This window comes from Sutterella sp. KLE1602 (assembly GCF_001578585.1).
Taxonomy (GTDB): Bacteria; Pseudomonadota; Gammaproteobacteria; order Burkholderiales; family Burkholderiaceae_F; genus Sutterella; species Sutterella wadsworthensis_A.
Genome location: NZ_KQ968520.1, coordinates 43,187 through 68,515, shown reverse-complemented (window position 1 = coordinate 68,515; position 25,329 = coordinate 43,187). Strand labels below are relative to the sequence as shown.

20 protein-coding genes are annotated in these 25,329 nt (G+C 64.1%); 11 read left to right on the top strand and 9 right to left on the bottom strand.

Annotated elements, in window-relative coordinates; all coding sequences use genetic code 11:
• Nucleotides 1–252: 252 nt before the first annotated feature.
• From glnE to HMPREF3036_RS04290, 10 genes are all read left to right on the top strand, one after another.
• On the top strand, nucleotides 253–3,114 hold the full coding sequence (gene glnE, locus HMPREF3036_RS04335; protein ID WP_005433711.1) for a bifunctional [glutamate--ammonia ligase]-adenylyl-L-tyrosine phosphorylase/[glutamate--ammonia-ligase] adenylyltransferase: 2,862 nt from the start codon (nucleotides 253–255) through the stop codon (nucleotides 3,112–3,114).
• Between the two features lie 39 nt (nucleotides 3,115–3,153).
• Complete coding sequence (locus HMPREF3036_RS04330) at nucleotides 3,154–4,128, top strand: YheT family hydrolase (RefSeq protein WP_005433710.1); 975 nt, start codon at nucleotides 3,154–3,156, stop codon at nucleotides 4,126–4,128.
• A gap of 88 nt (nucleotides 4,129–4,216) precedes the next feature.
• Nucleotides 4,217–4,771 (top strand): VUT family protein, encoded by a 555-nt coding sequence (locus HMPREF3036_RS04325; protein WP_005433709.1) that lies wholly within the window; start codon nucleotides 4,217–4,219, stop codon nucleotides 4,769–4,771.
• A 184-nt stretch (nucleotides 4,772–4,955) separates the two neighbouring features.
• Nucleotides 4,956–5,954: a ferrochelatase gene (gene hemH, locus HMPREF3036_RS04320; protein ID WP_051008966.1), complete on the top strand. Its 999-nt coding sequence runs from the start codon at nucleotides 4,956–4,958 to the stop codon at nucleotides 5,952–5,954.
• A gap of 136 nt (nucleotides 5,955–6,090) precedes the next feature.
• Nucleotides 6,091–6,708 (top strand): nucleotide exchange factor GrpE, encoded by a 618-nt coding sequence (gene grpE / locus HMPREF3036_RS04315; RefSeq protein ID WP_062331848.1) that lies wholly within the window; start codon nucleotides 6,091–6,093, stop codon nucleotides 6,706–6,708.
• Nucleotides 6,709–7,041: 333 nt separating this feature from the next.
• Entirely contained in the window at nucleotides 7,042–8,958 is a 1,917-nt protein-coding gene (gene dnaK / locus HMPREF3036_RS04310) for a molecular chaperone DnaK (protein WP_062331847.1), read from the top strand.
• 160 nt (nucleotides 8,959–9,118) lie between these two features.
• On the top strand, nucleotides 9,119–10,270 hold the full coding sequence (gene dnaJ, locus HMPREF3036_RS04305) for a molecular chaperone DnaJ (protein WP_005433701.1): 1,152 nt from the start codon (nucleotides 9,119–9,121) through the stop codon (nucleotides 10,268–10,270).
• A 268-nt stretch (nucleotides 10,271–10,538) separates the two neighbouring features.
• The gene (locus HMPREF3036_RS04300) at nucleotides 10,539–11,531 is read left to right on the top strand and encodes an ABC transporter substrate-binding protein (RefSeq protein WP_005433698.1); all 993 of its coding nucleotides are present in this window, start codon (nucleotides 10,539–10,541) and stop codon (nucleotides 11,529–11,531) included.
• 170 nt (nucleotides 11,532–11,701) lie between these two features.
• On the top strand, nucleotides 11,702–12,586 hold the full coding sequence (locus HMPREF3036_RS04295; protein ID WP_005433696.1) for an ABC transporter permease: 885 nt from the start codon (nucleotides 11,702–11,704) through the stop codon (nucleotides 12,584–12,586).
• Between the two features lie 30 nt (nucleotides 12,587–12,616).
• Nucleotides 12,617–13,405: an ABC transporter ATP-binding protein gene (locus HMPREF3036_RS04290; RefSeq protein ID WP_005433694.1), complete on the top strand. Its 789-nt coding sequence runs from the start codon at nucleotides 12,617–12,619 to the stop codon at nucleotides 13,403–13,405.
• Nucleotides 13,406–13,488: 83 nt separating this feature from the next.
• Here HMPREF3036_RS04290 and HMPREF3036_RS04285 read toward each other — a convergent pair whose 3' ends face one another.
• From HMPREF3036_RS04285 to HMPREF3036_RS04265, 5 genes are all read right to left on the bottom strand, one after another.
• The gene (locus HMPREF3036_RS04285) at nucleotides 13,489–16,590 is read right to left on the bottom strand and encodes an efflux RND transporter permease subunit (RefSeq protein ID WP_005433692.1); all 3,102 of its coding nucleotides are present in this window, start codon (nucleotides 16,588–16,590) and stop codon (nucleotides 13,489–13,491) included.
• Between the two features lie 11 nt (nucleotides 16,591–16,601).
• Entirely contained in the window at nucleotides 16,602–17,696 is a 1,095-nt protein-coding gene (locus tag HMPREF3036_RS04280) for an efflux RND transporter periplasmic adaptor subunit (protein WP_005433691.1), read from the bottom strand.
• A gap of 94 nt (nucleotides 17,697–17,790) precedes the next feature.
• Nucleotides 17,791–19,596: an aminopeptidase P family protein gene (locus HMPREF3036_RS04275; protein WP_005433688.1), complete on the bottom strand. Its 1,806-nt coding sequence runs from the start codon at nucleotides 19,594–19,596 to the stop codon at nucleotides 17,791–17,793.
• 53 nt (nucleotides 19,597–19,649) lie between these two features.
• Entirely contained in the window at nucleotides 19,650–20,036 is a 387-nt protein-coding gene (locus tag HMPREF3036_RS04270) for a hypothetical protein (protein ID WP_005433685.1), read from the bottom strand.
• A 147-nt stretch (nucleotides 20,037–20,183) separates the two neighbouring features.
• Nucleotides 20,184–22,313, bottom strand: coding sequence for a hypothetical protein (locus HMPREF3036_RS04265; protein WP_062331846.1), 2,130 nt, complete (start codon nucleotides 22,311–22,313; stop codon nucleotides 20,184–20,186).
• Between the two features lie 373 nt (nucleotides 22,314–22,686).
• On the opposite strand from HMPREF3036_RS04265, the gene HMPREF3036_RS04260 reads away from it, so the two are divergent.
• Nucleotides 22,687–23,025, top strand: a complete 339-nt coding sequence (locus HMPREF3036_RS04260; RefSeq protein ID WP_005433682.1) for an FKBP-type peptidyl-prolyl cis-trans isomerase — start codon at nucleotides 22,687–22,689, stop codon at nucleotides 23,023–23,025.
• 82 nt (nucleotides 23,026–23,107) lie between these two features.
• On the opposite strand, the gene HMPREF3036_RS04255 is transcribed toward HMPREF3036_RS04260, so the two are convergent.
• Genes HMPREF3036_RS04255 through nadD form a run of 4 tightly spaced genes read right to left on the bottom strand, consistent with a single transcriptional unit; the run spans nucleotide 23,108 to nucleotide 25,327 of the window.
• Nucleotides 23,108–23,740: a Maf family protein gene (locus HMPREF3036_RS04255; RefSeq protein ID WP_005433680.1), complete on the bottom strand. Its 633-nt coding sequence runs from the start codon at nucleotides 23,738–23,740 to the stop codon at nucleotides 23,108–23,110.
• A 5-nt stretch (nucleotides 23,741–23,745) separates the two neighbouring features.
• The gene (gene rlmH / locus HMPREF3036_RS04250) at nucleotides 23,746–24,213 is read right to left on the bottom strand and encodes a 23S rRNA (pseudouridine(1915)-N(3))-methyltransferase RlmH (RefSeq protein ID WP_005433678.1); all 468 of its coding nucleotides are present in this window, start codon (nucleotides 24,211–24,213) and stop codon (nucleotides 23,746–23,748) included.
• A gap of 3 nt (nucleotides 24,214–24,216) precedes the next feature.
• Nucleotides 24,217–24,621, bottom strand: a complete 405-nt coding sequence (rsfS, locus tag HMPREF3036_RS04245) for a ribosome silencing factor (RefSeq protein ID WP_005433676.1) — start codon at nucleotides 24,619–24,621, stop codon at nucleotides 24,217–24,219.
• Nucleotides 24,622–24,634: 13 nt separating this feature from the next.
• Complete coding sequence (nadD, locus tag HMPREF3036_RS04240) at nucleotides 24,635–25,327, bottom strand: nicotinate (nicotinamide) nucleotide adenylyltransferase (protein WP_005433675.1); 693 nt, start codon at nucleotides 25,325–25,327, stop codon at nucleotides 24,635–24,637.
• Nucleotides 25,328–25,329: the final 2 nt, after the last annotated feature.

The window sequence follows — 25,329 nt, the reverse complement described above, 5'->3', positions numbered from 1 at the left end:
TCTGCCGCGCACACTTTGTACGGACGGTGACGTTTAGGCGGCTTTGCCCCCTAAAAGAGCTGTCTGACGGTCAAAGTGAATCCTCTGTCTTCAGACAGGGGAGCTTCAAAGGCATTGAACTGCAGGGCGAAGGACCTCCAACAGCGGTGCGGCGCCCGACACTCTCCTTGAGACCGTGCCGATTTGGCTAGAATGGGCTGACGGGGTCGCCCCATGAATTCAATAGATACTTTCCTGCTTTCGGAGTCCTTCATGCCCTCACTGACTCTTGAGGACGTCGTCCGCTTCTCGCCCTTTGTCGCACGGTCGTTGTCGGCCATGCATCCCGGAGAGGACGCTCGGGCGTGCCTCGCGCATTTTGAGAGGATCGTCGAGGAGACGTTCCCGCGGGAGGCCATGGAGGCCGAGGCGGCGGCCGCGGCCGACAGCCAGACGCTGCGCATGAAGCTCAGGGAGATGAGGCGCCGCCTCATCGTGAACATCATCGGGAGAAACGCGACGGGTCGCATCGACTACTTCGAAGTCGTGAGGCTCATGAGCGACTTCGCCGAGACGGCCGTCACGGCGACGGTGAAGGTCAACGCCAGAGAGCTGGCCGAGCGTTGCGGCGTGCCGTACGGCATGTCTGGACGTCCCCAGGACCTGATGGTCGTGGGCATGGGCAAGCTCGGCGGCCGAGAGCTCAACGTCTCCTCCGACATCGACCTCATCTTCCTCTTCGACGAGGAAGGCGAGACGCGGGCGACGCCCGAATTTCCGAACGCCCGCCGCACGCTCACCGTGCAGGAGTTCTATGAAAGGCTGGCAAGGCGCGTGATTCCCGCCCTGAACGACATCGAGGGGCCCGGCTTCGTCTTCCGAGTCGACATGCGCCTGCGTCCGAACGGCGAGTCGGGTCCGATCGTGTGCTCGACGGACATGCTCGAGGAGTATCTCTACACGCAGGGCCGCGACTGGGAGCGCTTCGCCTGGCTCAAGGGCCGCATCATCAACGAGCCCGTCTTCTCGGCGCCTGAGGACTTCGAGCAGCAGAAGCGGAACGTCTCGTCCCTCGTGCGTCCGTTCGTCTTCAGAAAGTATCTGGATTTCAACGCTATTTCGTCGCTCACGCGCCTGCACGAGATGATCCGCGCCGAGACGGCCAGACGCGAGCTCGCCCGCGGCGGCACGTGCATCAACGTCAAGCTCGGACGCGGCGGCATCCGCGAGATCGAGTTCCTCACGCAGACGCTTCAGGTCATCCGCGGCGGACGTGATCCGCTTCTTCGCGGGCGCGAGACGCTCGCGATGCTCGAGGTGCTCTCGGGCGACGGCGGCATTTCCGCCGAAATGGCCGCGAGGCTTTCCGAGCACTACGTCTTCCTGCGCAACGTCGAGCATGCCATTCAGTATGTCAACGACGAGCAGACGCAGCGCCTCCCGAAGGAAGGCGAGGGACTCACGGCCGTGGCGGGCCTCCTGGGCATGCCCGCCGACGAACTCTGGAGCCGTCTTGAGGGCGTGCGCGAGTATGTCGCCGCCGCCTTCGACAGCGTCTTTCAGGTCCATGAGCCCGCCGCAGACACGGCCGACTGGCCCACGGGCTGGGAGACGGGCACGTCGAGCGCGAGCGAGGCGCTCACAGGAAAGCTCAGATCTCTGGGCTACGGCGATGACGTCGACGAGCTTGTCTCGCGCATCATGCGTCTTGCCTCGGCCCGTGCGGGCCGAAGCCTCTCCGACGAGGCGAGGAAGCGCCTTCAGAGCCTGATTCCCGTCGTGGCCGAAGGATGTCCGGAGTGGCTTCCCAAGGACGGCCCGCGCGTGGTGCCGGCGGTCGAGGTGTTCTCCCGCTATCTGAAGCTGCTTGAGGCGATCGCGGGCCGCTCGACCTACGTGGCGCTCCTCTCGCAGTATCCGAAGGCCGCCGAGCGCGTCGGACGCGTGCTGGCGGCGAGCCGCTGGACGGCCGACTACATCGTGCGCCATCCGATCATCCTTGACGAGCTCGTCGACGGACGCATCCACGAGATGGACGACTTCACGCCCGTCGACTGGAGCGAGTGGGCGGACAGGCTGCATCGTGCGCTCGTCGAGGCCGATGGCGATCAGGAGCGCCAGATGAACGCGCTTCGCGACGCCCATCACTCCGCCGTTTTCAGGCTGCTGATCGCGGACCTTGACGGCCGCTTCACGGTCGAGCGCCTGGCGGACCATCTCTCGGCGTTGGCCGACGCCGTGCTCGAGGAGGTGCTCGATCTGGCCTGGGTCAGCATGACGAAGAAGCACTGCGACCGTCCGAAGTTCGCCGTGATCGGCTACGGCAAGCTGGGCGGCAAGGAACTCGGCTACGACAGCGACCTCGATCTGGTCTTCATCTATGACGATCCCGATCTGGAGGCCGACCTCACGTACAGCCGCCTCGTGCGCCGCATGATGAGCTGGCTGACGATTCAGACGTCGTCGGGCAAGCTCTTCGACGTGGACCTGAGGCTGCGTCCGAACGGCGACAGCGGCCTCATCGTGTCGTCCTTTGACATGTTCAGCCGCTATCAGAGGAACGCCGACGGCAACGGCGCCTGGTTCTGGGAGCATCAGGCTCTCACGCGCGCCCGCTTCGTGGCGGGCGATGCGGACGTGGGCAAGCGCTTCGAGGACGAGAGGCGCGAGATCCTGATGATGCCGAGAACGCAGGACGAGGCCCGCGCGAGCGTGCTCGAGATGCGCAGGAAGATGCTCGACGGGCATCCCAACCGCACGGCGCTCTTCGACATCAAGCACGACCGAGGCGGCATGGTCGACGTGGAGTTCATCGTGCAGCTTCTCGTGCTCACGCACTCCGCGGAGCATCCCGAGCTGGTTAACAACTTCGGCAACATCCTGCTTCTTGAAAAGGCGGCCGACCTCGGCCTGACGGATCCCGCCGTTTCGGCGCCCGCCGTGAGGGCGTATCGACGCTACCGCGCCCTGCAACACGAGATCAGGCTCAATGCGGGCGAAGGTGTGCCCGTGCGCGTTCCTGCGGACATGATCGAGGCCGAACGCGAGGCCGTGCTCAAGCTCTGGAGAACGGTGTTTGAGACCGATGCGCCTCTGAGAGAGGGCGATACGTTCGATCGGTCCGAAACGCGCTAGACTGTCGGACGATCGATTTTCCATCAACCGGAGCATGTGATGCCCATTGTCGTTCCTGATTACAAAGCCCCGTCCTGGTGTCCCGGTGGTCATCTTCAGACCGTCATTCCCGCCAAGTTCATGCCGAGGCCCGCGATCGAGTACAGGCGCGAGAAGGTTGAGCTTCCCGACGGCGACTTCATGCTCTGGGACTGGGCCGTGCCCGAGCCCGCCGATCCGTCGGCGCCCGTACTTGTGCACTTCCACGGGCTCGAGGGCTCGAGCCGCAGCCACTATGCCGAAGCGCTGATGGCGGCCTGCACCGAGCGCGGCTGGCGCGGCGTCGTCGCACACTTCAGAAGCTGCGGCGGCGAGATGAACAGGCTTCCGCGCGCCTACTTCGCGGGCGACAGCGACGACTGCGAATGGGTGCTCAGGACCGTGCACGAACGCTTCCCCGACGCGGAGCTCAGGGCCGTGGGCGTGAGCCTCGGCGGCAACCAGCTCGCCAAGTACCTCGGGGACCGCGGAACCGACGCGGGCTTCCTGACGGCGGCCGTTTCGGTGGGCGCACCGCTCGACCTCGTGGCGGGCAGCGAGCGCATCAGCAAGGGAGTCAACACTTTTTATGCCGACATGTTCCTTCACACGCTCCGCCAGAAGCTCGAGCTCAAGGCGAAGCAGTTTCCCGACGTGATCCGCGAGGAGGACGTGAAGGCCTGCCGCACGATGTTCGACTTCGACAACACGTACACGGGGCCGATCCACGGGTTCCGCTCGGCGATGGAGTACTGGCAGAAGTGCTCGGCCAAGACGGTGCTCCCCGACGTGCGCGTGCCGCTTCTGCTGCTCAATGCAAAGAACGATCCGTTCCTGCCGCCGTGGTGCCTTCCGACGGCGGGCGAGATGAGCGCCTTCGTCACGGGAGATTTTCCCGAAGAGGGAGGACACATCGGATTTCCACAAGGACGGGTTCCGGGCAACATCAATTATCTGCCGCAACGTATAATGCGCTTCTTCGACACCGGCAGCTGAACCGTCTGACCGGGTGTCAGCCTCTCGTCAATTCCTTCTTTTGGGCAAGCGCCGGCTTTCCGACCGGTAGCCCCTGGAGACCCGCAAGATGCCTTTCAGCATGTCCGGCCGCACCGTCGGCCTCATCAGCCTCATTCTCTTCATCCTCACCATTCCCGCAGGCAACTGGGTGGTGATGAACGTCGGCACCGTCTGTCCGCCCGACAGCCCCTGCCTCATTCCCGTCTGGCCCGGCATCATGTCGCCGTCCGCCGTGCTCTTCGCCGGTCTTGCGCTCATTCTGCGCGACGCGGTCCAGAGCCTGCTCGGCAAGCGCTGGACGCTGGTCGCGATTGCCGCAGGCGCCGCGCTCTCCGGCATTCTCTCCGAGCCCGCGATCATTCTCGGCTCGACCTGCGCCTTCCTCTTCTCCGAGCTGGCCGACTTTGCCGTCTACACGCCGCTTCGCGAACGTCATCTGACGCTGGCCATCGTGCTCTCCGGCCTCGTGGGCTCGATCGTCGACTCCGTGATCTTCCTCTCGCTCGCCTTCGGCTCCCTTGACTTCATCGTGGGTCAGGTGATCGGCAAGTTCTGGATGAGCCTTATTGCGGGCGCCATGATCATCATGTGGCGCAGTACCCGCCGCGCACAGGCCGCCTGAAGAAGCACCTCAACCTGATTCCAGCAGCCGCCAGGGTACGCCCTAGGCGGCTGTTTTCGTTCATGACGACTGCGGACGGACTGCGGACGAGGCCCTTTGCGGCGCGGCGTGAAAAAGCGTTCCTTAAGAAAGGTGTCCCAGAATGGGGTACAACCACGAATCCGTTTCCAGACCTCACCGTTCCATGGCTAATTCGAACAAAATCGCGCTTCTTTTGATCAATACGGGGAGCCCCGACGCCCCGACCGAAGAGGCCGTCCGCCGCTATCTGGCCGAATTCCTCGGCGACAGGCGCATCGTCGAGCTTCCCCGATGGAAGTGGTGGCCGATTCTGCACGGCATCATTCTGCGCACGCGTCCGAAGAAGTCCGCCGAACGATACAGAGGCGTCTGGACCGACGAAGGCTCGCCGCTCATCGTGCACACGAGGCGCACGGCCGGGGCGCTTGAGGCTGAGCTCGGGATTCCGGTCTACTGGTCCATGCGCTACGGCAGCCCGTCGACGGCGTCCGTCCTCGACAGGATGAAGGCCGACGGCGTCGGCCGCGTCCTCGTCATGCCCATGTTCGCGCAGTATGCCTCCCAGACGACGGCGGCCTGTCTGGACGGCGTGAGCGAATACCAGCTTTCTCATGTCGATGCGCCTGCGGTGCGCACGATTCACGACTATCACGACGATCCCGCCTACATCGACGCGCTTGCCGCGCACGTGCGCGCCTATTGGGACGAGCACGGCTCTCCCGTGAGCACGGGCGGCCGCCTCGTCATGAGCTTCCACGGCATCCCACAGGCAAGCAGCAACCGCGGCGACGTCTACGAGGCGCAGTGCCTGCGCACTGCGTCGCTTCTCGCCGAAAGGCTCGGCCTTGAGGAGGGCGCGTGGAGCGTGTGCTTCCAGTCCCGCTTCGGCCGCGACGAGTGGCTTCGTCCGTATACCATCGACAGCGTCAGGGAGCTGGCCGAAGCCGGCGTGCCGCGCATCGACGTCGTGTGTCCGGGCTTCGCTGCCGACTGTCTGGAGACGATCGAGGAGATCGATGACGAGCTTCGCCGCGAGTATCTGGCCGCCTTCAGGGACGATGCAGGGGCGGAATTCCACTACATTGCCGCACTCAACGACTCGCCCGAGGCGGTGAAGGCCTACGCCTCGATCGTGAGGCGCGAGGCTGCGGGCTGGATCTGACGCACGGACGGCGCATGAGCGGACTTGAAAAACGCCGCACCGTCCCCATATAAGAAGCAATCTATTGGGCCCACGGAGCGGACTCCCGGGCCGACCCAGTTTCCAGGCGTCTGGCGACGCTCATACGGAGTGACATATGACTGAAAATACTCAGAACCAGGAAGTGAAGGAAGAAGCCGGCTGCTGCTGCCAGGGCAAGTGCGCCGAAGAGGGCCAGGCCTGCGGCCGCGAGGGCAAGGAAGCCTGTACGGGTGAAGAGGCCAAGCAGCCCGAAACGCCCGAGCAGACGATCGAAACGCTTCAGACGGCTCTGAAACTCTCCGAAGCCAAGGTGATGGAGCACTACGACCTCTACGTGCGCGCCATGGCGGAGCTTGAAAACACCCGCCGCCGTTCCTCCGAGGAGGTTCAGAAGGCCCGCAAGTTCGGCATCGAGAAGTTTGCCGAAAACCTGCTGCCCGTCGTCGACAGCCTTGAGAAGGCCCTCGAGGTCACGAAGAATGAGGAGGAGAACCCCGTCCGTGAAGGCATGCTCGCCACGTACCGCCAGTTCATGCACGCCCTCGACGTCTCCGGCATGAAACCCGTTGATCCGAAGGGCGAGGCGTTCGATCCGCACCAGCATCAGGCCATCGCGATGGTGCCCGCTCCCGAAGGCGTCGCCTCCGGCACCGTGGTCGAAGTCTTCCAGCGCGGCTGGGTGATCGCCGACCGCGTTCTGCGCCCCGCCATGGTGAGCGTCGCTCAGGGCTGAGAAGCCCGAACACAGCCGCTCTGATCAGAAGGCGTCCCGTCGGGGGCGCCTTTTTTCTTGATGGGCCTTAGAATGGAAAAGTGATGTTTTTCCCTTGCGGGGCAAAGCCTTGCGGTGGTGGATGTAATTATTTTTGACAAACCTTCGGCAGAAGGCTTGAAAAAAAAGGGGGCATCCCCATATAGGGATTAAGGTCGTTCGCAGGCTGAGGAGATTCCGCCTGCGGACACGTTAGTTTTTGAACGGTCCGAACGCTCCTGCGTGTGCCATGTGCCGCGCCTCAAGATGACGACGTTTCGGACGAAAGGTTTTCTTTTAGAGGATTAAACCACTATGGCGAAGATCATTGGTATTGACCTTGGCACCACCAATTCGGCCGTTGCCGTGATGGAAGGCGACAACATCAAGGTTATTGAAAACAGCGAAGGCGCCCGCACGACCCCGTCCATCGTTGCCTACATGGACAACGGTGAAGTGCTCGTCGGCGCCCCGGCCAAGCGCCAGGCTGTGACCAATCCGAAGAACACGCTCTTTGCCGTGAAGCGCCTCATCGGCCGCCGCTTCGACGACGCCGAAGTCCAGAAGGACATCAACCTGATGCCGTTCACGATCATGCGCGCCGACAACGGCGACGCTTGGGTCGAAGCTCAGGGCAAGAAGCTCGCTCCGCAGCAGGTCAGCGCCGAAATCCTTCGCAAGATGAAGCAGACCGCCGAAGACTACCTCGGCGAAGCCGTTACGGAAGCCGTCATCACGGTTCCCGCCTACTTCAACGACTCCCAGCGTCAGGCCACGAAGGACGCCGGCCGCATCGCCGGTCTTGAAGTGAAGCGCATCATCAACGAACCGACCGCTGCCGCGCTCGCCTTCGGCATGGACAAGGGCGGCAGCAGCGACCGCAAGATCGCCGTGTACGACCTTGGCGGCGGCACGTTCGACATCTCGATCATCGACCTCGCCAACATTGACGGCGACAAGCAGTTTGAAGTGCTCTCCACGAACGGCGACACGTTCCTCGGCGGCGAAGACTTCGACCAGCGCCTCGTCGACCACCTGATCAACGAGTTCCGCAAGGACACGGGCGTCGACCTCTCCAAGGACGTTCTCGCCCTGCAGCGCCTGAAGGACGCCGCTGAAAAGGCCAAGATCGAGCTCTCGAGTCGTCAGGAAACCGAAATCAACCTGCCGTACATCACGGCTGACGCCACGGGTCCGAAGCACCTCAACGTCACGGTCACGCGCGCCAAGTTCGAAGCCCTCGTCGAGGACCTCGTCCAGCGCACCATCGAGCCGGTCCGCAAGGCCCTGCGCGATGCCGGCACGTCCACGTCCGACATCACCGACGTCATCCTCGTCGGCGGTCAGACCCGCATGCCGCGCGTTCAGGCCGTCGTGAAGGAATTCTTCGGCAAGGATCCGCGCAAGGACGTCAACCCCGACGAGGCCGTCGCCATCGGCGCCGCCATCCAGGGCTCCGTCCTCACCGGCGAACGCCGCGACGTGCTCCTGCTCGACGTCACCCCGCTTACGCTCGGCATTGAGACGCTCGGCGGCGTGATGACCCCGATGATCAAGCGCAACACGACGATTCCGACGAAGCACAGCCAGGTGTTCTCGACCGCTGAAGACAACCAGCCGGCCGTGACCATCAAGGTCTACCAGGGCGAACGCGAAATGGCTGCCTCCAACAAGCTCCTCGGCGAGTTCAACCTTGAAGGCATTCCGGCGTCTCCGCGCGGCTTGCCGCAGATCGAAGTCACGTTCGACATCGACGCCAACGGCATTCTTCACGTGGCCGCCAAGGACAAGGCCACCGGCAAGGAAAATACCATCACGATCAAGGCCAGCTCCGGGCTGAGCGAAGACGAGATCGAACGCATGGTGCAGGACGCCGAAGCCAACAAGGAAGAGGACCACCGCCGCGCCGAGCTCGCTCAGGCCCGCAACCAGGCCGACGCCGCCGTCAGCCAGGTCCAGAAGACCCTGAAGGAATTCGGCGACAAGGTGGACGGTGCCGACCGCGCCGCCTGCGAAGACGCCATCCGCACGGTTGAAGAGAAGGTCAAGGGTGAGGACAAGGCCGCCATCGACAAGGCCGTCGAAAACCTGATGGCCGCCGCTCAGAAGATCGGCGAAAAGATGAACAAGGCCGCCGCCCAGCAGCAGGCCGCTCCGGAAGGCAACGCCGCCGGCAGCAAGCCCGCCGACGATGATGTGGTCGACGCCGACTTCACGGACGTCAAGAAGTAATCCGTGAGTGACGGCAATCCGGGAGCCCCGGCTCCCAGGCTGATTCGGTCTTGAGTCAGCGCATCAAACGAAGGGTCGGTTCGCTCACGCGATGCCGGCCCTTTTCGAGTTTTGAAAAAATCAAAAAGAAGACGGGGTAGCTCCCCGCAGGGATTGGGTAATGTCTGATCGCGATTATTACGAGGTGCTCGGCGTCGGCAAGGACGCTTCCGCCGACGACATCAAGAAGGCCTATCGTCGCATGGCCATGAAGTACCATCCGGACCGCAATCCGGGTGACAAGGTCGCCGAAGAGAAGTTCAAGGAAATCGGTGAAGCCTACGCCGTGCTTTCCGACGACCAGAAGCGCGCCGCCTACGACCGCTACGGCAAGGCGGGCGTGGATCCCAGCGCTGCGGGCGGTCCCGGCGGCTTCGGTGGCTTTGGCAACATGAACGGCGCCGACTTCCAGAGCGCCTTCGGCGACATCTTCAGCGACATCTTCGGCGGTGGCGGCATGCGCGGCGGCCGTGCCGCCCGCGAGCAGGGCATCCGCGGCAACGACGTGCGCTTCGAGCTTGAAATCTCGCTTGAGGACGCCGCCATGGGCCGCACGATGGAGATCCGCGTGCCCGCCTGGGACGAGTGCCAGTCCTGCCACGGCACGGGCTGCAAGCCCGGCACGTCTAGGAAGACCTGTCCGACCTGTCAGGGCCATGGCGCCGTGCGCGTCTCCAACGGTCTCTTCCAGGTCCACCAGACCTGCCCGAAGTGCCATGGTTCCGGCCAGATCATCTCCGATCCGTGCCCGAACTGCCAGGGCGTGGGCAAGATCCGCACGACCAAGGTCGTGGAGGTCAAGATTCCCGCCGGTATCAACGACGGCCAGCGCATCCGCATGTCGGGCCGTGGCGAGCCGGGCATGAACGGCGGAGAGTCGGGCGACCTCTACATCGAGATCTCGGTCAAGCCGCACGACATCTTCTCGCGCGACGGCGACGACCTTCACACCGAGCTTCCCGTCTCCTTCGTGACGGCGGCGCTCGGCGGCGAACTCACGGTTCCGACCCTTGAGGGCGAATCGCGCATCACGCTGCCCGAAGGCACGCAGTCCGGCAAGACCTTCCGCCTGCGTGGCAAGGGCGTGAAGAACCTGCGCACGGGCGAGCCCGGCGATCTCTTCCTGCACATCTCCGTGGAGACGCCCGTCAACCTCTCCACCAAGCAGAAGAACCTGCTCCGCGAGTTCGACGCCTCCCTCAAGGAAGGCGGCGACAAGCACAATCCCAAGACGCAGGGTTTCTTCGACCGCATGAAGAGCTTCTTCAAGTAAGGCGCCGTCAGGGACCTCCCTGATGCGATCGCCGAAAAGGGCACACGCCTTCGGACGGGTGCCTTTTTTTATGCGACTTCGAAGCGTCGGGCAGGGTGGGAAAAAAGATTTGCGCATCTTTTGAGCGAGCTTCATGTGCCTAGGGGATTTGCTTTAAGTAAAAGGAATTAGAGGGCGGAAGACGGCAAATTTCGGTTCGTATAATCGAAATTAACATCCTCGGGCTACAAGCCCTGGCATTCGACTTTCATTACTCAGGGGTGACCCCATGCAGATTTCCAAGATTACGCGCCGCAGCGCCATCGCGCTTTCCGTCGCTGCCGCGCTGACACTCGCGGGCTGCGGCGACAAGGAGCCCGCCAAGTCCGAACTCGTGCCCGTGGGCATCGTCCAGCTCGTTGAACACTCCGCCCTCGACGCCTGCACCAAGGGTGTCAAGGACGCGCTTGCCGAACGCGGCTACAAGGACGGCGTCAACATCAAGATCGACTTCCAGAACGCCCAGGGCGACCAGTCGAATCTGCACAACATCGCCACCCGCTTCGTCTCCAACAAGGACAAGCTGATCTTCGCCGTCGCGACGCCCGCCGCCCAGGCCGTGGCCACGACCGCCAAGGGCACGCCGATCGTTGCGACCGCCATCACCGACTTCGTCGCTGCCAAGCTTGTCAAGTCCGACGAACAGCCCGGCGGCAACGTCACGGGCGTCTCCGACCTCGGTCCGATCGAGGCCCAGCTCGAACTTCTTCTCAAGCTCGTCCCCGACGCCAAGGCCGTCGGCACGATCTACAACTCCAGCGAAATCAACTCCAAGTACCAGGTCGACATCTTCAAGAAGGCCGCCGAAAAGCGCGGCGTGCAGGTGCTCGAGGCCACGGTCTCCAACGTCAACGACATCCAGCAGGCCGCTGCCAGCCTCAACGGCAAGGTGCAGGGCATGTGGCTGCCGACGGACAACGTGCTTGCCAGCGCCATTCCCGCCCTCGCCAAGGTCGCCAACCCCTCCAAGATCCCCGTCATTGCGGGTGAGCGCGGCATGACCGAAGCGGGCTGTCTCGGTTCGATCTCGGTCGACTACTACGAAATTGGTCGCATGACGGGCCAGATGGGCGCCGACATTCTCGACGGCAAGAAGAAGCCGGCCGAGATGCCCGTCCAGCACGTGGCCAACGGCACGCCGGTCTTCAACATGAAGACGGCAGCCGCGATCGGCATCACGATTCCGGACGAACTCAAGAAGGGCGCAGTGCTCTTTCAGTAGCCTCTGAAGGAGGCCGCGCCTAGAGCGGAGCTTGTCGGGGACGCCGGTACGGCGTCTGCGGAGCTCCGCATTTTTTTGAATAGGCCGGCAGGAACAGATTCCGCCGGCGCTCCTACTTAAAAAACAATCGGCAACCCGAACCGCCGAGCGTACCTAGAAAAGGAAATTTCATGCTTGATCTCATTCTCTCGACCGTCGGCCAGGGACTTCAGTGGTCCGTTCTCGCGCTCGGCGTCTTCCTGACCTTCCGAATTCTCGACATCGCCGACCTGTCGGTCGAAGGCTCGTTCCCATTGGGCGCGGCCGTGGCCGCCACCGCCATCACGGCGGGACTCGGTCTGCCCGCCGCCTTTGTTCTGGCGCTCGTCGCGGGTTCGCTCGCGGGCGGCGTCACCGGCCTGCTGACGACGAAGCTCCGCATTCCCGCGCTGCTCGCCGGCATTCTGACGATGATCGGCCTCTATTCCGTGAACCTGCACGTGATGGGCAAGTCCAACGTCGGTCTTCTGCAGAATGAGACGGTCTTCACGATTCTTGAAAACAGCCTCGGCCTTTCCGTCGCCATGAGCGGCCTCGTCGTCGGCCTCGTCTTCGCAGTCGCCATCGCTGTGGTGATCTACTGGTTCTTCGGCACGGAGCTCGGCACCGCCGTGCGCGCCACAGGCTTCAATCCGCAGATGGCCCGCGCCCAAGGCATCAACACCAACACGATGGTCGTTCTCGGCCTCGTCATCTCGAACGGCCTTGTCGCTCTCTCGGGCGCCACCGTCGCTCAGGCCAACGGCTTCGCCGACGTCGGCATGGGCGTGGGCACGATCGTGATCGGCCTTGCCTCCGTCATCATCGGCGAGGTGCTCTTCTCCCCTAAGACGTTCAAGACGAGCCTCGCCGCCGTGATTCTCGGCTCCATCATCTACCGACTCGTCATTGCATTCGTGCTTGAAATGGGCATGCCGCCCAACGACCTCAAGCTCTTTACCGCCGTGCTCGTCGCCATTGCGCTGGCACTCCCGCTCATCAAGGAAAAGATGGCCGGCCTGCGCGCCCGCGCCTGACTTGTGAACTGAACACGAAGGAAAGAAAAAATGCTCGAACTCAAAAACGTCACCAAGACTTTCTTCGCCGGCACGGCCAATGAAAAGAAGGCGCTGCGAGGCGTCTCGTTCACGCTCGAGGACGGTGACTTCTGCACCGTGATCGGTTCGAACGGCGCGGGCAAGTCCACGACGCTCAATGCCATCGCGGGCGCGTTCCCGATCGACTCCGGCTCCATTCTCATCGACGGCGTCGATGTCTCCAGAATGCCCGAGTACAAGCGCGCCGCCTTCATCGGCCGCGTCTTTCAGGATCCGATGCGCGGCACGGCCGCAGGCATGATGATTTCCGAAAACCTTGCCATCGCCGACCGCCGCGGCCGCAGTCAGACGCTGCGCTGGAGCGACCGTGCGGACAGGACGGCCTACTTCACGGAGCTCGTCAAGATGCTCGGCCTCGGCCTTGAGAACCGCATGACGGCCCATGTGGGCCTGCTCTCGGGCGGTCAGCGTCAGGCGCTCACGCTGCTGATGGCCACGCTCGTGCGTCCCAAGCTCCTGCTGCTTGACGAACATACGGCCGCACTCGACCCGAAGACCGCCGCCAAGGTGCTTGAACTTACCGAAAAGCTCGTGACCGAACAGCAGCTCACGACGCTCATGATCACGCACAACATGCGTGACGCTCTCCGCTACGGCAACCGCCTCATCATGATGCACGACGGCCGTCCGATCCTTGACGTCAGGGGCGAGGAGAAGGCGAAGCTCACTGCCGTGGACCTCCTGCAGTTCTTCGAGAAGGCCGGCGACGGCGTTTCCGACAAGATGCTGCTCGGCTGACGTTCAGTGGAACCGCTGCAGAACCGCAAAGAAAAATCGGCCGCCCCGTAAGGGGCGGCCGATTTGCGTGGAGCCTTTCCTGATCAGCGCTTCTTCGACGACTTCCTCGCGAACCAGGTGAAGAACACCGGCACGAAGATGGTCGAGATGAAGGTGGCGGCGAGCATTCCGCCGAAGACGCCCGTACCCATGGAGTGGCGGGCCCCCGCGCCTGCGCCCGTCGCGATGATGAGCGGCACGACGCCGAGCACGAATGCAAAGGACGTCATCAGAATCGGGCGGAAGCGAAGACCCGCGGCCTCAATGGCGGCGTCGAAGGGACCCATTCCCTCCTCCATCTTCTGGGCCGCGAACTCCACGATCAGAATGGCGTTCTTGGCCGTGAGGCCGATGAGCACGAGTAGACCGATCTGGAAGTAGATGTCGTTGGGCGTGCCGCGCAGCCAGATGGCGGTCATGGCGCCGAGGAAGGCGTACGGGACGGCCAGCACGACGGCGATCGGCAGCGACCAACGCTCGTAGAGGGCGGCGAGGATGAGGAACATCATCAGGATGCCGAAGCCGAAGGCCGTGGCGGACGAGGCGCCGATGCGCTTTTCGTGGTAGGCCTGACCGACCCATTCGATCGTGTAGCCTTCGGGAAGCACTTCACGGGCGGTTTCCTCGACGATCCTGATGGCGTCGCCCGACGAGACGCCTTGAGCGGCCGCGCCGCTGAACTGAGCGGCGAGGTAGCCGTTCATGCGGGCGAGGGCCGCCGCACCGGACGTGCGCTCGGTGCGCACGAGCGCCGAGATGGGCACCATTTCACCCGAGCTCGAGCGCACGTAGCCCGACCCGATGTCCTCGGGCGTCGAACGGAACTGCGGAGCGGCCTGAACCACCACGCGGTAGATCTTGCCGTTGCGGGTGAAATCGTTGACGTACTTGCTGCCCATCAGATGGGAGATCGTGTCGTAGATGTCGTCGACGTCCACGCCGAGCGCAATCGCCTTGGTCTGGTCAACGTAGAGCTTGAGCTGGGGCGTGTCGGCCGTCAGGTAGCTGCGCAGGCCCGTAAGCTCGGGGCGGTCCTGAAGGGCGTCGAGGAAGTTTTCGGCGACGTTCTGCAGCACGAGCGGATTGTCGTTGCCGTGCGAGAGGATATAGCCCGAGAAGCCGTTCGTGGAGCCAAGGCCCTTGATGGCCGCAGGCAGCGCAGCCACGCCCTTGATGTCGGGGTGGGAGGCGACGTACTTCTGGAGGTCCTTCTGGATCTCCTCGGCGGTCTCCTTGCGGTCGTCCCAGTGCTTGAGCTTCAGGATGAAGGTCGATGCGTTGCTGCGGACGTCGCCGCTCATCGTGTCGTAGCCCACCATCGTCACGACGCTCTGCACGGCGTCGTTCTTCTTGAGGTGCTCGAGGATTTCGGTCGAGACGGCCTCGGTGCGGGGGAAGGCCGCGCCTTCGGGGAGCTGGACCGAGATGCGCACGATGCCCTGGTCCTCGCGCGGAATGAAGGAGGTTGGCGTGTGCTCGAGCATCTGCCAGCAGCCGGCCGTCACGGCGACGAGCAGGCCTGCGGTGATCACGCGGTGGCGCAGCGCCGCCTTGACGAGCTTGAGGAACCTGAGCGTGAAGGACGCGAGTCCGCGGTCGAAGGCCTGGAAGAACCTGTTCTTGCGCTCTTCGGGCTTCCTTTCCTTGAGAAGGATCGCGCAGAGCGCCGGCGTGAGCGTCAGGGCGACGAAGCCCGAGAGCACGACGGACAGGGCGACCGTCACGGCAAACTGGCGGTAGAGCTCGCCTGCGATGCCGCCGAGGAAGGCGACGGGGATGAAGACGGAGGCGAGCACGAGCACGATGGCGACGAGTGCGCCCGAGACCTCCTTCATGGCCTTCTGGGCCGCCTCGTAGGGGCCGAGGCCCTCGGTGCGCATGAGACGCTCGACGTTCTCAAGCACGACGATGGCATCGTCGACCACGATGCCGATCGAGAGCGTCATCGCGAAGAGCGTCAGCGTGTTGAGCGAGAAGCCGAAGAGCCAGAGGCCCGCCATCGTGCCGATGAGCGACACGGGCACTGCGAGCATCGGGATGAGCGTGGCGCGCCAGTTCTGCAGGAAGACGAAGACGACGAGGAGCACGAGGATGCCTGCCTCGAACAGCGTGTGGTAGACCTCGTTGAGGGAGGCGCCCACGAAGATCGACGTGTCGTCGGTGATGATGTAGTCGATCTTGTTTTCGGGGAACTGGGCGGCGAGCTCGACGATGCGGGCCTTGACGGCCTCGGCGGCCGCCATGGCGTTGGCGCCCGTCTGCAGGTAGACGCCGACGTTGACGCCCTGCGTGCCGTTGATGTCGACGCGGAACTCGTAGGAGCGCTTGCCGATTTCGGTCGTGGCGATGTCCTTCATGCGCACGAGCTTGTCGGGACCGTCAGCCTTGACGATGATGTCGGCGAACTCCTCGGCGGTGAGGAGCTGACCGGGCGTCGTGATCGTGTAGTAGAGCTGCTGCTCGGACACTGTGGGCGCCGTGCCCACGCGGCCCGCGCTTCGCTGCGCGTTCTGGGCCTCGATGGCGTTTTCGACGTCCTTGATCGTGATGCCCATGAGGCCCATCTTTTCGGGATCGAGCCAGATGCGCATGGCGGACTGCGCGTTGCCGAAGACGCTCACGTCGCCGATGCCGGGCAGGCGCTTGAGTTCGTCGACGATGTTGAGGTTCGCGTAGTCGGCCAGATCGGTGGCGGCCATGCTGCCGTCGGGCGAGAAGAGCGCGACCATGAGGAGGTTTTCCTCGGAGCGCTTTCGCACGCTCACGCCCTGATTGCGCACGACGTCTGGCAGTCTGCGTTCGGCCGTGCGGACGCGGTTGTTGATTTCGAGCATGGCGTCGTTGGCGTCGGTGCCGACGTCAAAGACGCAGGAAATCGACATGTCGCCGTTGCTTCGGATGTTCGTCGTGTAGTAGAGCAGGCCTGTGATGCCCGAGAGCTGGTCCTCGATTGGAGCGGCCACGGTGCGGGCGAGCGTCTGGGCGTCGGCGCCGTCGTAGGTGGTCGAGATGCGCACCGTCGGAGGCGAGATGTCCGGATACTGGGAGAGCGGAAGAACGCGCAGCGCGATGAGGCCCGCGAGCACGATGATGATCGAGAGGACCGTCGCGAAGATCGGGCGGCGGATGCAGAACTGGCTGAGCATGGCGCAGGATCCTACTTGGCCGTCTTGGAAGCTTCGGCGGGCTGCACGGCGGAGCCGTCACGAAGCTTGAGAAGCTGGTTGGTGATCACGCGGTCGCCCGTGGCGAGGCCCGAGGTGGCGATCCAGTCGGGACCGTCCCAGCGGTCGAGCTTGACGGGCCGGAGCCTGGCTTTGCCGTCCTGGTACACGAAGACCGTGTAAGTGCCGTCGGGTTCTTGGCGCACGGCCTTCTGCGGGATGCGCACGGCGTTTTCTCGTACGCCGATCTGAAGGTCCACGTGCACGAAGTCGCCGGGAAGAAGTCCGGAGCCTTCATCGAGCCTAACGCGCATGAGGCGCGTGCTCGTCTTCGGGTTGACGGACTGGGCGACGTAGTCGAGTTTGCCCGAGAGCGTGCGGCCGCGCTCGTCGCGGAGTTTGACCGCATTGTCGGTCGTCACGTCGGCGCCGTCGAGCGCACGTGCGGACGGCGCGAAGACGACCCTGACGTCGTCGTGCTGGGTGATCGTGGCAAGCACGGAGCTTGCCGAGGAGATGAGCGAGCCTTCATTGAACTGCGTGTCGCTCACGAGACCGGAGGCGGGAGCCCTCACGGTCGTCCATTCGAGGCTGATGGCCGCGTCCCTTTCGGAGGCGGTCGCCGCGTTGTAGGCTGAGGAGGCGACGAGGTGCGCGCGGTTGGCCTCGTCGAGGTCCTGACGGCTCTTGGCGCCCTTTTCAAAAAGCGCACGGGTGCGTTCGTAGCTGGTTTTAGCTTCTGCAAGCGTGGCCTTCGCGCTGCGCGTGTTCGCCGCGGCCGACTTCAGCCTGGCTTCGAAGGGCGCGGGATCGATCTGGTAGAGCACGTCGCCCGCCTTCACTTCGGCGCCTTCCGTGAAGGCGACCTTCTTGAGGATGCCGCTCACCTGGGACTTGACCTCGACTTCGCGGCCGCCCTCGGCCTGGCCGAGCAGCGTGATCCAGCGGGGCTGGTCTGCCGCTTCAACGGTCAGGGTTTCAACAGAAAGGGGCGCGCGGACGGTCTTTGGGGCCGTCGTCTTTTCGCAGCCGGCGAGAAGCGTGAGCGCCAGAAGGCCGGCGCAGACAAGACTGAATGTATGTCGCATGTCGTTGAGGGTGGATTGTTCCTTGCTTGCGTTTCAGTATGGCCGCGAAGCCGAAGAGAGGCAAATGTCTTCGGCTAACCCGGGTTAAGCAGTGTTACACAATGTTTCTGGAACGGAAGGCGGGGACCGTGCGGGCCTTGAGCCATGCCTGTGCGCGAGTAGAAAGCGCCTCGTTTTGAAGGGCGGTCAGGACTTTCCCATGGTAATCGTCGAGCCAGGCCACTTCGTCGGGCGTGAGGAGCGAAACATCGACGGTTCTGAGGTCGATCGGGCAGAGCGTTGCGACGTCGAACGCGAGGAATTCGCCGAACTCCGTGGACGCAGCCCTGCGGGCGACGATCAGGTTTTCGATGCGCACGCCCCTGTGGCCGGGACGGTAGAGGCCGGGTTCATCGGAGACGAGGATGCCTGCCTGGAGACCGAGCTCGCCCGTCTTCGTTGCACGCGGGGAGATGTGGAAGGGACCTTCGTGGACGTTGAGGCGGCAGCCCACGCCGTGGCCCGTGCCGTGTCCGAAGTCGAGGCCTTTGGCCCAGAGGGGCGCGCGTGCGATGGCGTCGAGCTGCGAGCCCGAGACGCCTGCGGGAACGACGGCGCGTGCAAGCGCGATGTGGGCCTTGAGCACGAGCGTGACGTCGCGCTTCATGTCGTCGTCGATGCGGCCGACGGCCGTCATGCGGGTGATGTCGGTCGTGCCCGCCTCGTACTGCCCGCCCGAGTCGATGAGAAGAAGCCCGTCCGTGAGGACTGCGGCCGTTTCGCGCTTCGGCGCATAGTGTGGAAGCGCGGCGTTGCGGCCGAAGGCGGAGATCGTGCCGAAGCTCAGGCCCCTGTTGTCGGGGCGTGCGGCGCGTTCTGAGTCGAGCATGTTCGCGACGTCGGATTCGGTGAGCACGGCGCCTTCGGCGAGTCGCTCGTCAAGCAGCGCGTAGAATTCGCATAGCGCGACGCCGTCGGAGACCATGGCGCGGCGGATGCCCTCGAGCTCCTCCTCGGACTTGCGGCTCTTCATGAGCGTGACGGGCGAGAGCGCCTCGACGGGGACGCGCTCGAGGAGTCCGAAGATCGAGGCGGGAAGGCGGTCGGGGTCGGCCATGAAGACGAGGTCCCTCGAGAGCGCGGAGATGTCCCCTGCGAGCGATTCGGGTGCTCGAACTTCGATGCCCTGTGCGGCCAGAGCGCCAAGGAGTTCGGGCGTGAATCTGGAGGCTTCCGTATAGAGAAGGGCCTCGCTGTCGGTCACGATCATGCTCGCGAGGAAGACGGGATTGAATTTGATGTCGGCCGCACGGCAGCCCGTGAGCCAGGCGATGTCGTCGAGCGAGTGCAGGCACAGGGCTTCGCTAGCGCGGTCGCGAAGCACTTCGCGGACTCGGGCGAGCCTGTCTGCAACGGTTGAGGAATCCTGCGTCATCGGGGTGACGGCGGTCTGCGGACGGGCGGGACGGCCTTGGGTCCAGACGTCGTCAAAGAGATCGGGGACGAGCGCGAGCTCAAGTCCGCAGTCGGCGAGTGATGTGCGGATGCGGCGCACATCCGATTCGCTCCAGAGTTCGGGGGCGAGGCCGACGCGGCCGCGGGTGAGATGCTGCGAAAGCCAGGCCTCCTGCGAGGGGGCGTCGGGCGCACCGAGCCTCACGACTTCGAAGGGCGCTCCGTCGAGCTCGCCTTCGGCCTGCTCCCAGTAGCGGCTGTCGACGAGAAGCGCGGCAGCGCCCTGCGTCACGCACAGGCGGGCGGTGCTGCCCGTGAAGCCCGTGAGCCAGGCAACGGACTGCCAGTGTTCGGGAACGTATTCCGAGAGATGCGGATCGACGATGCGGCCGATCCAGGCGTCAAGCCCCCGGTCCTTCATGGTCTGTCGAAATTTGCCGAGCCGTTCGGCGCTCGATTGGTTCATGACGATGCCTCAGATGAAGAAAGTCCCGAAGAGCCTGCGCAGGGCGGGGCGCATCAGAAGAGCTTGCGGACCTGAACGGTGACGGGGAAGCCCACGTGGGAGTCGCTTTCAAGGTCCTCGCCGATGTCGAGCCTCAGAATGCGCCATCCGGCGTCGCGCAGCTCGTCGAGCGTGGCGGAGACGCCGAGGTCGGGGCAGGCGAAGGGCACTTCGCCCACGCGCTGGAGCACCGTAACGGGTGCTTCGGACGTGCACGTCATCAGGGAGCGGTTCGGAGCGTCGAGGAGCGGGTCGTGCAGGTTGCCGTCGGCGTCGCGCTTCATGCGCTGGGCGGGGCCGCTGATCGTGTCGCCCGTGTAGTAGGCGGTGGAGCAGGCGGAAAGCAGGAGCATGGCGGCGGTGGCGGCGAGAAGACTGCGGACGGGAAGCGAAGCGGACATTTTCTGGCTGCCGGCCCTCGTGTGAGGAGGCCGGACGAACTCGATCGGGTAGGTAAAACAGATCTATTTTAGAGAAAAAGCGCCGGATGTCCGTAAAAACATCCGGCGCTTCTGTAAACACTTGTCGGCGTGCGGGGCGCTCGTGGATCAGCCCTCGCGCTTCTTGCGGTAGTTCCTGCGGCTTCGGTTGAAGCCGCCCTTCACGTTGCCGTTCACATTGCCGTTGACGTAGCCGCCGCGGCGGTTTTCGTCGGGCATGATCTGAGGCAGGCTGAGGGCCTGGGAGGACGGATGGTAGGGATCCGTCGGCTCCCAGTGGATCTGCTGGTCGCTGGGCAGCCCGCGGAGATTCTGGCGCTTGGGCTGGTAGTGGATCGAATTGCCGAAGTTGTCGTCGTCCCAGTCCTGCTGGCGGGGCTTTGCCTCGGCGTCCTGCCTTGCGGGCTTCTTCCTGTCGCGCTTCTTCTCGAAAGGCTTCTTCTCGTAGGCCTTCTTTTCGAAGGTCTTCTTTTCCTGAGGCTTCCTGTCGCCTGCGGCCGCCTGTTCGGAGTCTGCGTTCTGAACGGGCTTTTCCTGCGTTCGGGAGGCTTCGCCCTCACCGTTCTGGAACTTGCGCGACTTGCGGCGGAAGTTCTTGAAATGGTCCTTGCGGGACTTGTCCTGGGCTCCGGCTTCGGCGGCGGGGACGGCCTGCGCCTCGACGGGTGCGGAGGAAGTTTCGGCGGCGTCTTCCTGACGCTGCTTGAAGGGACGGTTCTTGCCGAAGCGGCGCTCCGTGAAGGACTTGCGCGGCTTGCGGGTCTGAGCCTGCTCGGAGGCGGCGTCCTCGGCGGGAGCGGCCGGAGGCTGCATAACGGCATCGGCTTCGGGGGCTGCGGCCTCGACGGGGAGGGCTTCGTCCCTGTGGGGCTTGGCGGCCTTGCGAGGCTTCTTGCCGAAGGTCTTGCCCTGCTCATCCTTTCTGAAGTCCTTGCGGTCCTTTCGGAAACCATCCTTCCTGTCCTTGCGCTGGCCGTTCTTCGACTTGCGGCGCTCCCAGCGGCTGCGGCCTTCGCCGCGGTCGTCCTGCTCGCCCCTGTCGCCCTCGGTGGACTCGGCCGTGCGGCCGTATTTCGTGCGGATCGTGAGCTTTTCGCGGCGCAGAAGCTGGCCGATAACGGTGCGGGGCTCGGGAAGGTTGTACGGATTTTCAAGCGTCAGGCGCTTTTCGGCGGCGACGAGGAGCTTTTCAAAGAGCGGAAGCGTTTCGGGCGTGACGATCGTCACGAGCTCGCCCGTGCCGTCGGCCGTCAGGGCCAAATGCTCGAGATAGGGTTCGGGACCACCTGAGAGGTCGGTGAGGATCACGCGGGAGGCGCGATTGTGCTCGAGTTCGCCGATGACCGAGTGCGGCATGACGAGGTGCTCGACGCGGCCTGCGATGAACTTGAGGACGAGCGTCTCTCGGGCCGAGGCGGACTGGGTTGCGGTGGCGCGCTTGGCGGCGATGCCCGCCTCTTTGAGAAGGCCCGTGACGCGGGTGCTTTCGGTAGGGGTCGAGACCAGGAAGAGTACGGGCGTCTTTTCAGCCTCGCGGGCGAGTGTCTCGCTCATCTTCTCTTCGGGTACGAGTACCACGCGTTCCTTGGGGGCGGTTTCACGCGCCGCCTCGTCGGGCGCCCTGCAGTAGGCGGGGGCGTGCAGCATGGCGTTGTAGGGGTCCTCGGTTGTCTCAACGACGACGGGGCCCGTCACGATCAGCTGGAGGGCGGCGGGAAAGCGCTCGACGAGCGAAGCGATGAGGTCCGTGTCGCCCATGACGTCGTGCCATTCGGCGCCGTCGACGAGGATCGTGCGGAAGGCTTCGGGGGCTACGAAACCCTTGTCGAAGACCTTTTTCAGCACCTTGGGATTCGTGACGACGAGGTCGGGTGCGGTGGCAAAGATGGCGGCGAGGCCTGCGCCGTCACGCACGCCCGTCGTGGCGGCGATCCTGAGGCCGGTGCCCTCGGACATGCGGGAGGCCAGCGTGAAGGCGGTCTCCTCGGCTTCGCGCGAGGCGGCGAGAATCAGGGCGGCGCTCTTGTCGCGGCGGTCCTGAAGCTTCTGCAGCAGGGCCGTTACCGCGGTCTTGAGGCGGGACGTGCAGGGCGTGCCGGAGAGGCGCGTGTCGCGTTCGTTCAGGACTTCGTTGAGGGTGCTGGAGAGAAACGGATTGGAGGTCGCCCAGCTCTTGAAGGCTTCGGGCAGCCAGGACAGCACGCGCTCGAAATTCGAGATTTTTTCGTCTTTTGTCATCGTTCTTGAGCAATGCACGCCGACACGGAATGCGCGGAAAAGAAGAGGGCGCCCCTTCGCGTCGGTTGGGTGTATGCGGAATCGAAATCGGATGTGCCCGCCAAAACGCTGTGGCGTGCGGGAGCAGCCTGTCAGGAATAGTGTCTGCGGGCGCGCGGGTGTGCGCCGCGGTCCGTTCCGCGTGCCCTCTGATGCGAAGGGAGGCGGATCTGCGGGATGGCAGGCTGAAGGTCATCGCGTCCGACGGTGAAGGCTTGTCGGACGGCGCATTCATTGTACACGGCGGAAACGTCGAATGCATCCCTGTTGCCAGAGCAACGGCTTGACGCTGTAAGATTGTGTCATCAGCAACCTACACACGAGGGCTACACCCATGCAGGAAGAATTGAAAGATCTCAAGATCGAGGAACTCGCCGAAGGCACCGGCCGTCAGGCGATGAAGGGCGATACGATCGCCGCACACTACACGGGCTGGCTCGAGGACGGCACGAAGTTCGACTCCAGTCTTGATCGCGGCGAGCCGCTCGAGTTCGTCTGCGGCGTCGGCATGGTCATCAAGGGCTGGGACATGGGCGTCGTCGGCATGCGCGAAGGCCAGAAGCGCCGCCTTACGATCCCCGCTCATCTCGGCTACGGCGCCTACGGCGTCCCGGGCTGCATTCCGCCCAACGCTACGCTCATCTTCGAAGTCGAGCTCGTGAAGGTCTACTAAGACCGGATTGAGGCCGCTTCGGCAGTCATGAAAAAAGCCCGCGTCAGCGGGCTTTTTTCATGACTGTTTGCAACAGGTCGACTTATTGAGCATTGAACACGGGAAGGCCCGCATTGGCGAGGAGCTCGGCCGTCTCGTAAACGGGGAGTCCCATGATGCCGGTGTAGCTGCCCGAAATGTTCGAGATGAAGATGCTCGCAAGGCCCTGGATGCCGTAGCCGCCCGCCTTGTCGTAGGGCTCGCCGCTGTTGGCGTAGGCCTCGATTTCGTCGTGCGTGAGCTCGCGGAAGCTCACCGTGGAGTGTGAAATGCGCCAGTCGCAGGCCGTTTCGGAGAGGCCGACGTAGACGGCGGTGCGCACGTCGTGGGTGCGGCCGGAGAGCTTTTCGAGAAAGAGGCAGGCCTCGTCGAAGTCGCGGGGTTTGCCGAGGATCTCGTTGCCGAGGCTCACGACGGTGTCGGCGGCGACGATGGGCAGGCGCACGCCCGCGAACTCGCCCGCGTTCTTGACGCCGAGGCCCTCAAGGAACTTGTTGCGCGCGGTGCGCAGCACGTAGGCCTTGGGCGCCTCGTCGGGCAGGACGACTTCGTCGCCCTCGAAGGCCATGAGCGTATGGGCGTTGCTCGCGATGACGCGAACGTCGTAGCCGAGGCGTGTGAGCAGGTCGCGGCGGCGCGGGCTCTTGCTCGCAAGGAAAATCGTTTTGCTGGACATCGGTGTCAGGCTCGATGGTAGGGATGGCCTGCGAGGATCGACCATGCGCGGTAGATCTGCTCGGAGAGCATGACGCGCGCAAAGGCGTGCGGCAGGGTCATCGACGAAAGCCGGATCGTCAGGTTGGCCCTGGCCTTCACCTCGGGGGCGAGGCCGTCGGGGCCGCCGATCACGAAGACGGGCGTTTCGCCGTCGGCGCGCCAGTGCGAGAAGTGTCTGGCGAGGTCCATCGTCGTGAGATCCTTGCCGTGCTCGTCAAGCACGACGACGAAGTCGTCGGGTTCGATGGCGGCGAGGATGCGCTCGGCTTCAGCCGCCATGAGGCGCGCGGGCGTCTGGCCTGCGCGCGGCTCGGTGCGGATTTCCCTGAGCTCGACCCTGAAGTCGCGCGGAAAGCGCGACAGATAGTCGGAGACGGCCGACTGCGCCCACTCGGTGATGCGCTGGCCGACGGCCACGATGCGGATCTGCATGACTTATTCGAAGTCTTCGGGCATGTGGCCCGGACGATGCGGCATCAGGCGGGAGGCGCACTCTTCGTTGGCCTTCAGGAAGACTTCCTTGCCGCCCCAGATCTCTTCGAGGTTGTAGTAGTCGCGGACGTTGGGCTGCAGGCAGTGGCAGACGACGGGGCCGAGGTCGACGAGGACCCATTCGCCCGTTTCCTGGCCTTCCATGCCGAGAACGTCGCCGCCGGCCTGCTTGACTTCGTGCGAGACGGAGTAGGCGAGGGCGCGGGTCTGGCGGTTGGAGGTGCCCGAAGCGATGACGACGCGTTCGAACTGGTCGGTGAGGCCTTCGGTGTTGAAGACCTTGATGTCCTTGGCCTTGACGTCTTCAAGGGCGTTGACGACGAGCTGGGTGAGTTCTTCGATGTTCATGTTTCACTTGAGGTTAATGGCGCGCGGGCTGATAGAGTCCGTGCGTCCGGATGTAGGAGGCAACGCCGGGGTCGAGCCAGCCGTCGAGCGACGACATGGCGCGGGCAAAGGGTTCTCTGGCAAGCGTGCGGCGGATGGCGGTGGCGCTAGCGCGGTGAGGCGCCATTTCGAAGCGGGCGATCCTGCCCGAAGGCGAGAAGACGAGCTTTCGCGCCTCGGTCATGCGGGGCGCGGCCCAGAGGGCCTGGCTTTCGGGAATTTCGGATTCGCGCACGCCGTCCCTGGCGCAGTACGCGATGTGCACGAAGTCGGTGAGCGACTGCCACTCCCTCCAGGTGGAGAGGTTGAACCACTGGTCGCTGCCGAGGATGAGGACCAGCGGCATGTCGGGCCCGACCTCCTCGCGAAGCCGGCTGACCGTGTCGATGGTGTAGGTTGCACCGCTTCGGCAGAGTTCCGACGTGTTGATGCGGCATTGAGGCTCGTATTCTACTGCAATGCGAAGCATGTTCAAGCGGTGAATGCCAGGCGAGATTCGGCTTTTCTGCCAAGGCTCGCCTGCGGGCATGAGCTCGACGCGCACGAGCGGAACGGCGTCGAGCGCCGCTCTGGCCAGACAGAGGTGCCCCGCGTGCACGGGATCGAACGTGCCGCCGAGAATGCCCAGGCCGCGGCGCGCGGAATATAGCGCAAGACTGTCGGTCATAG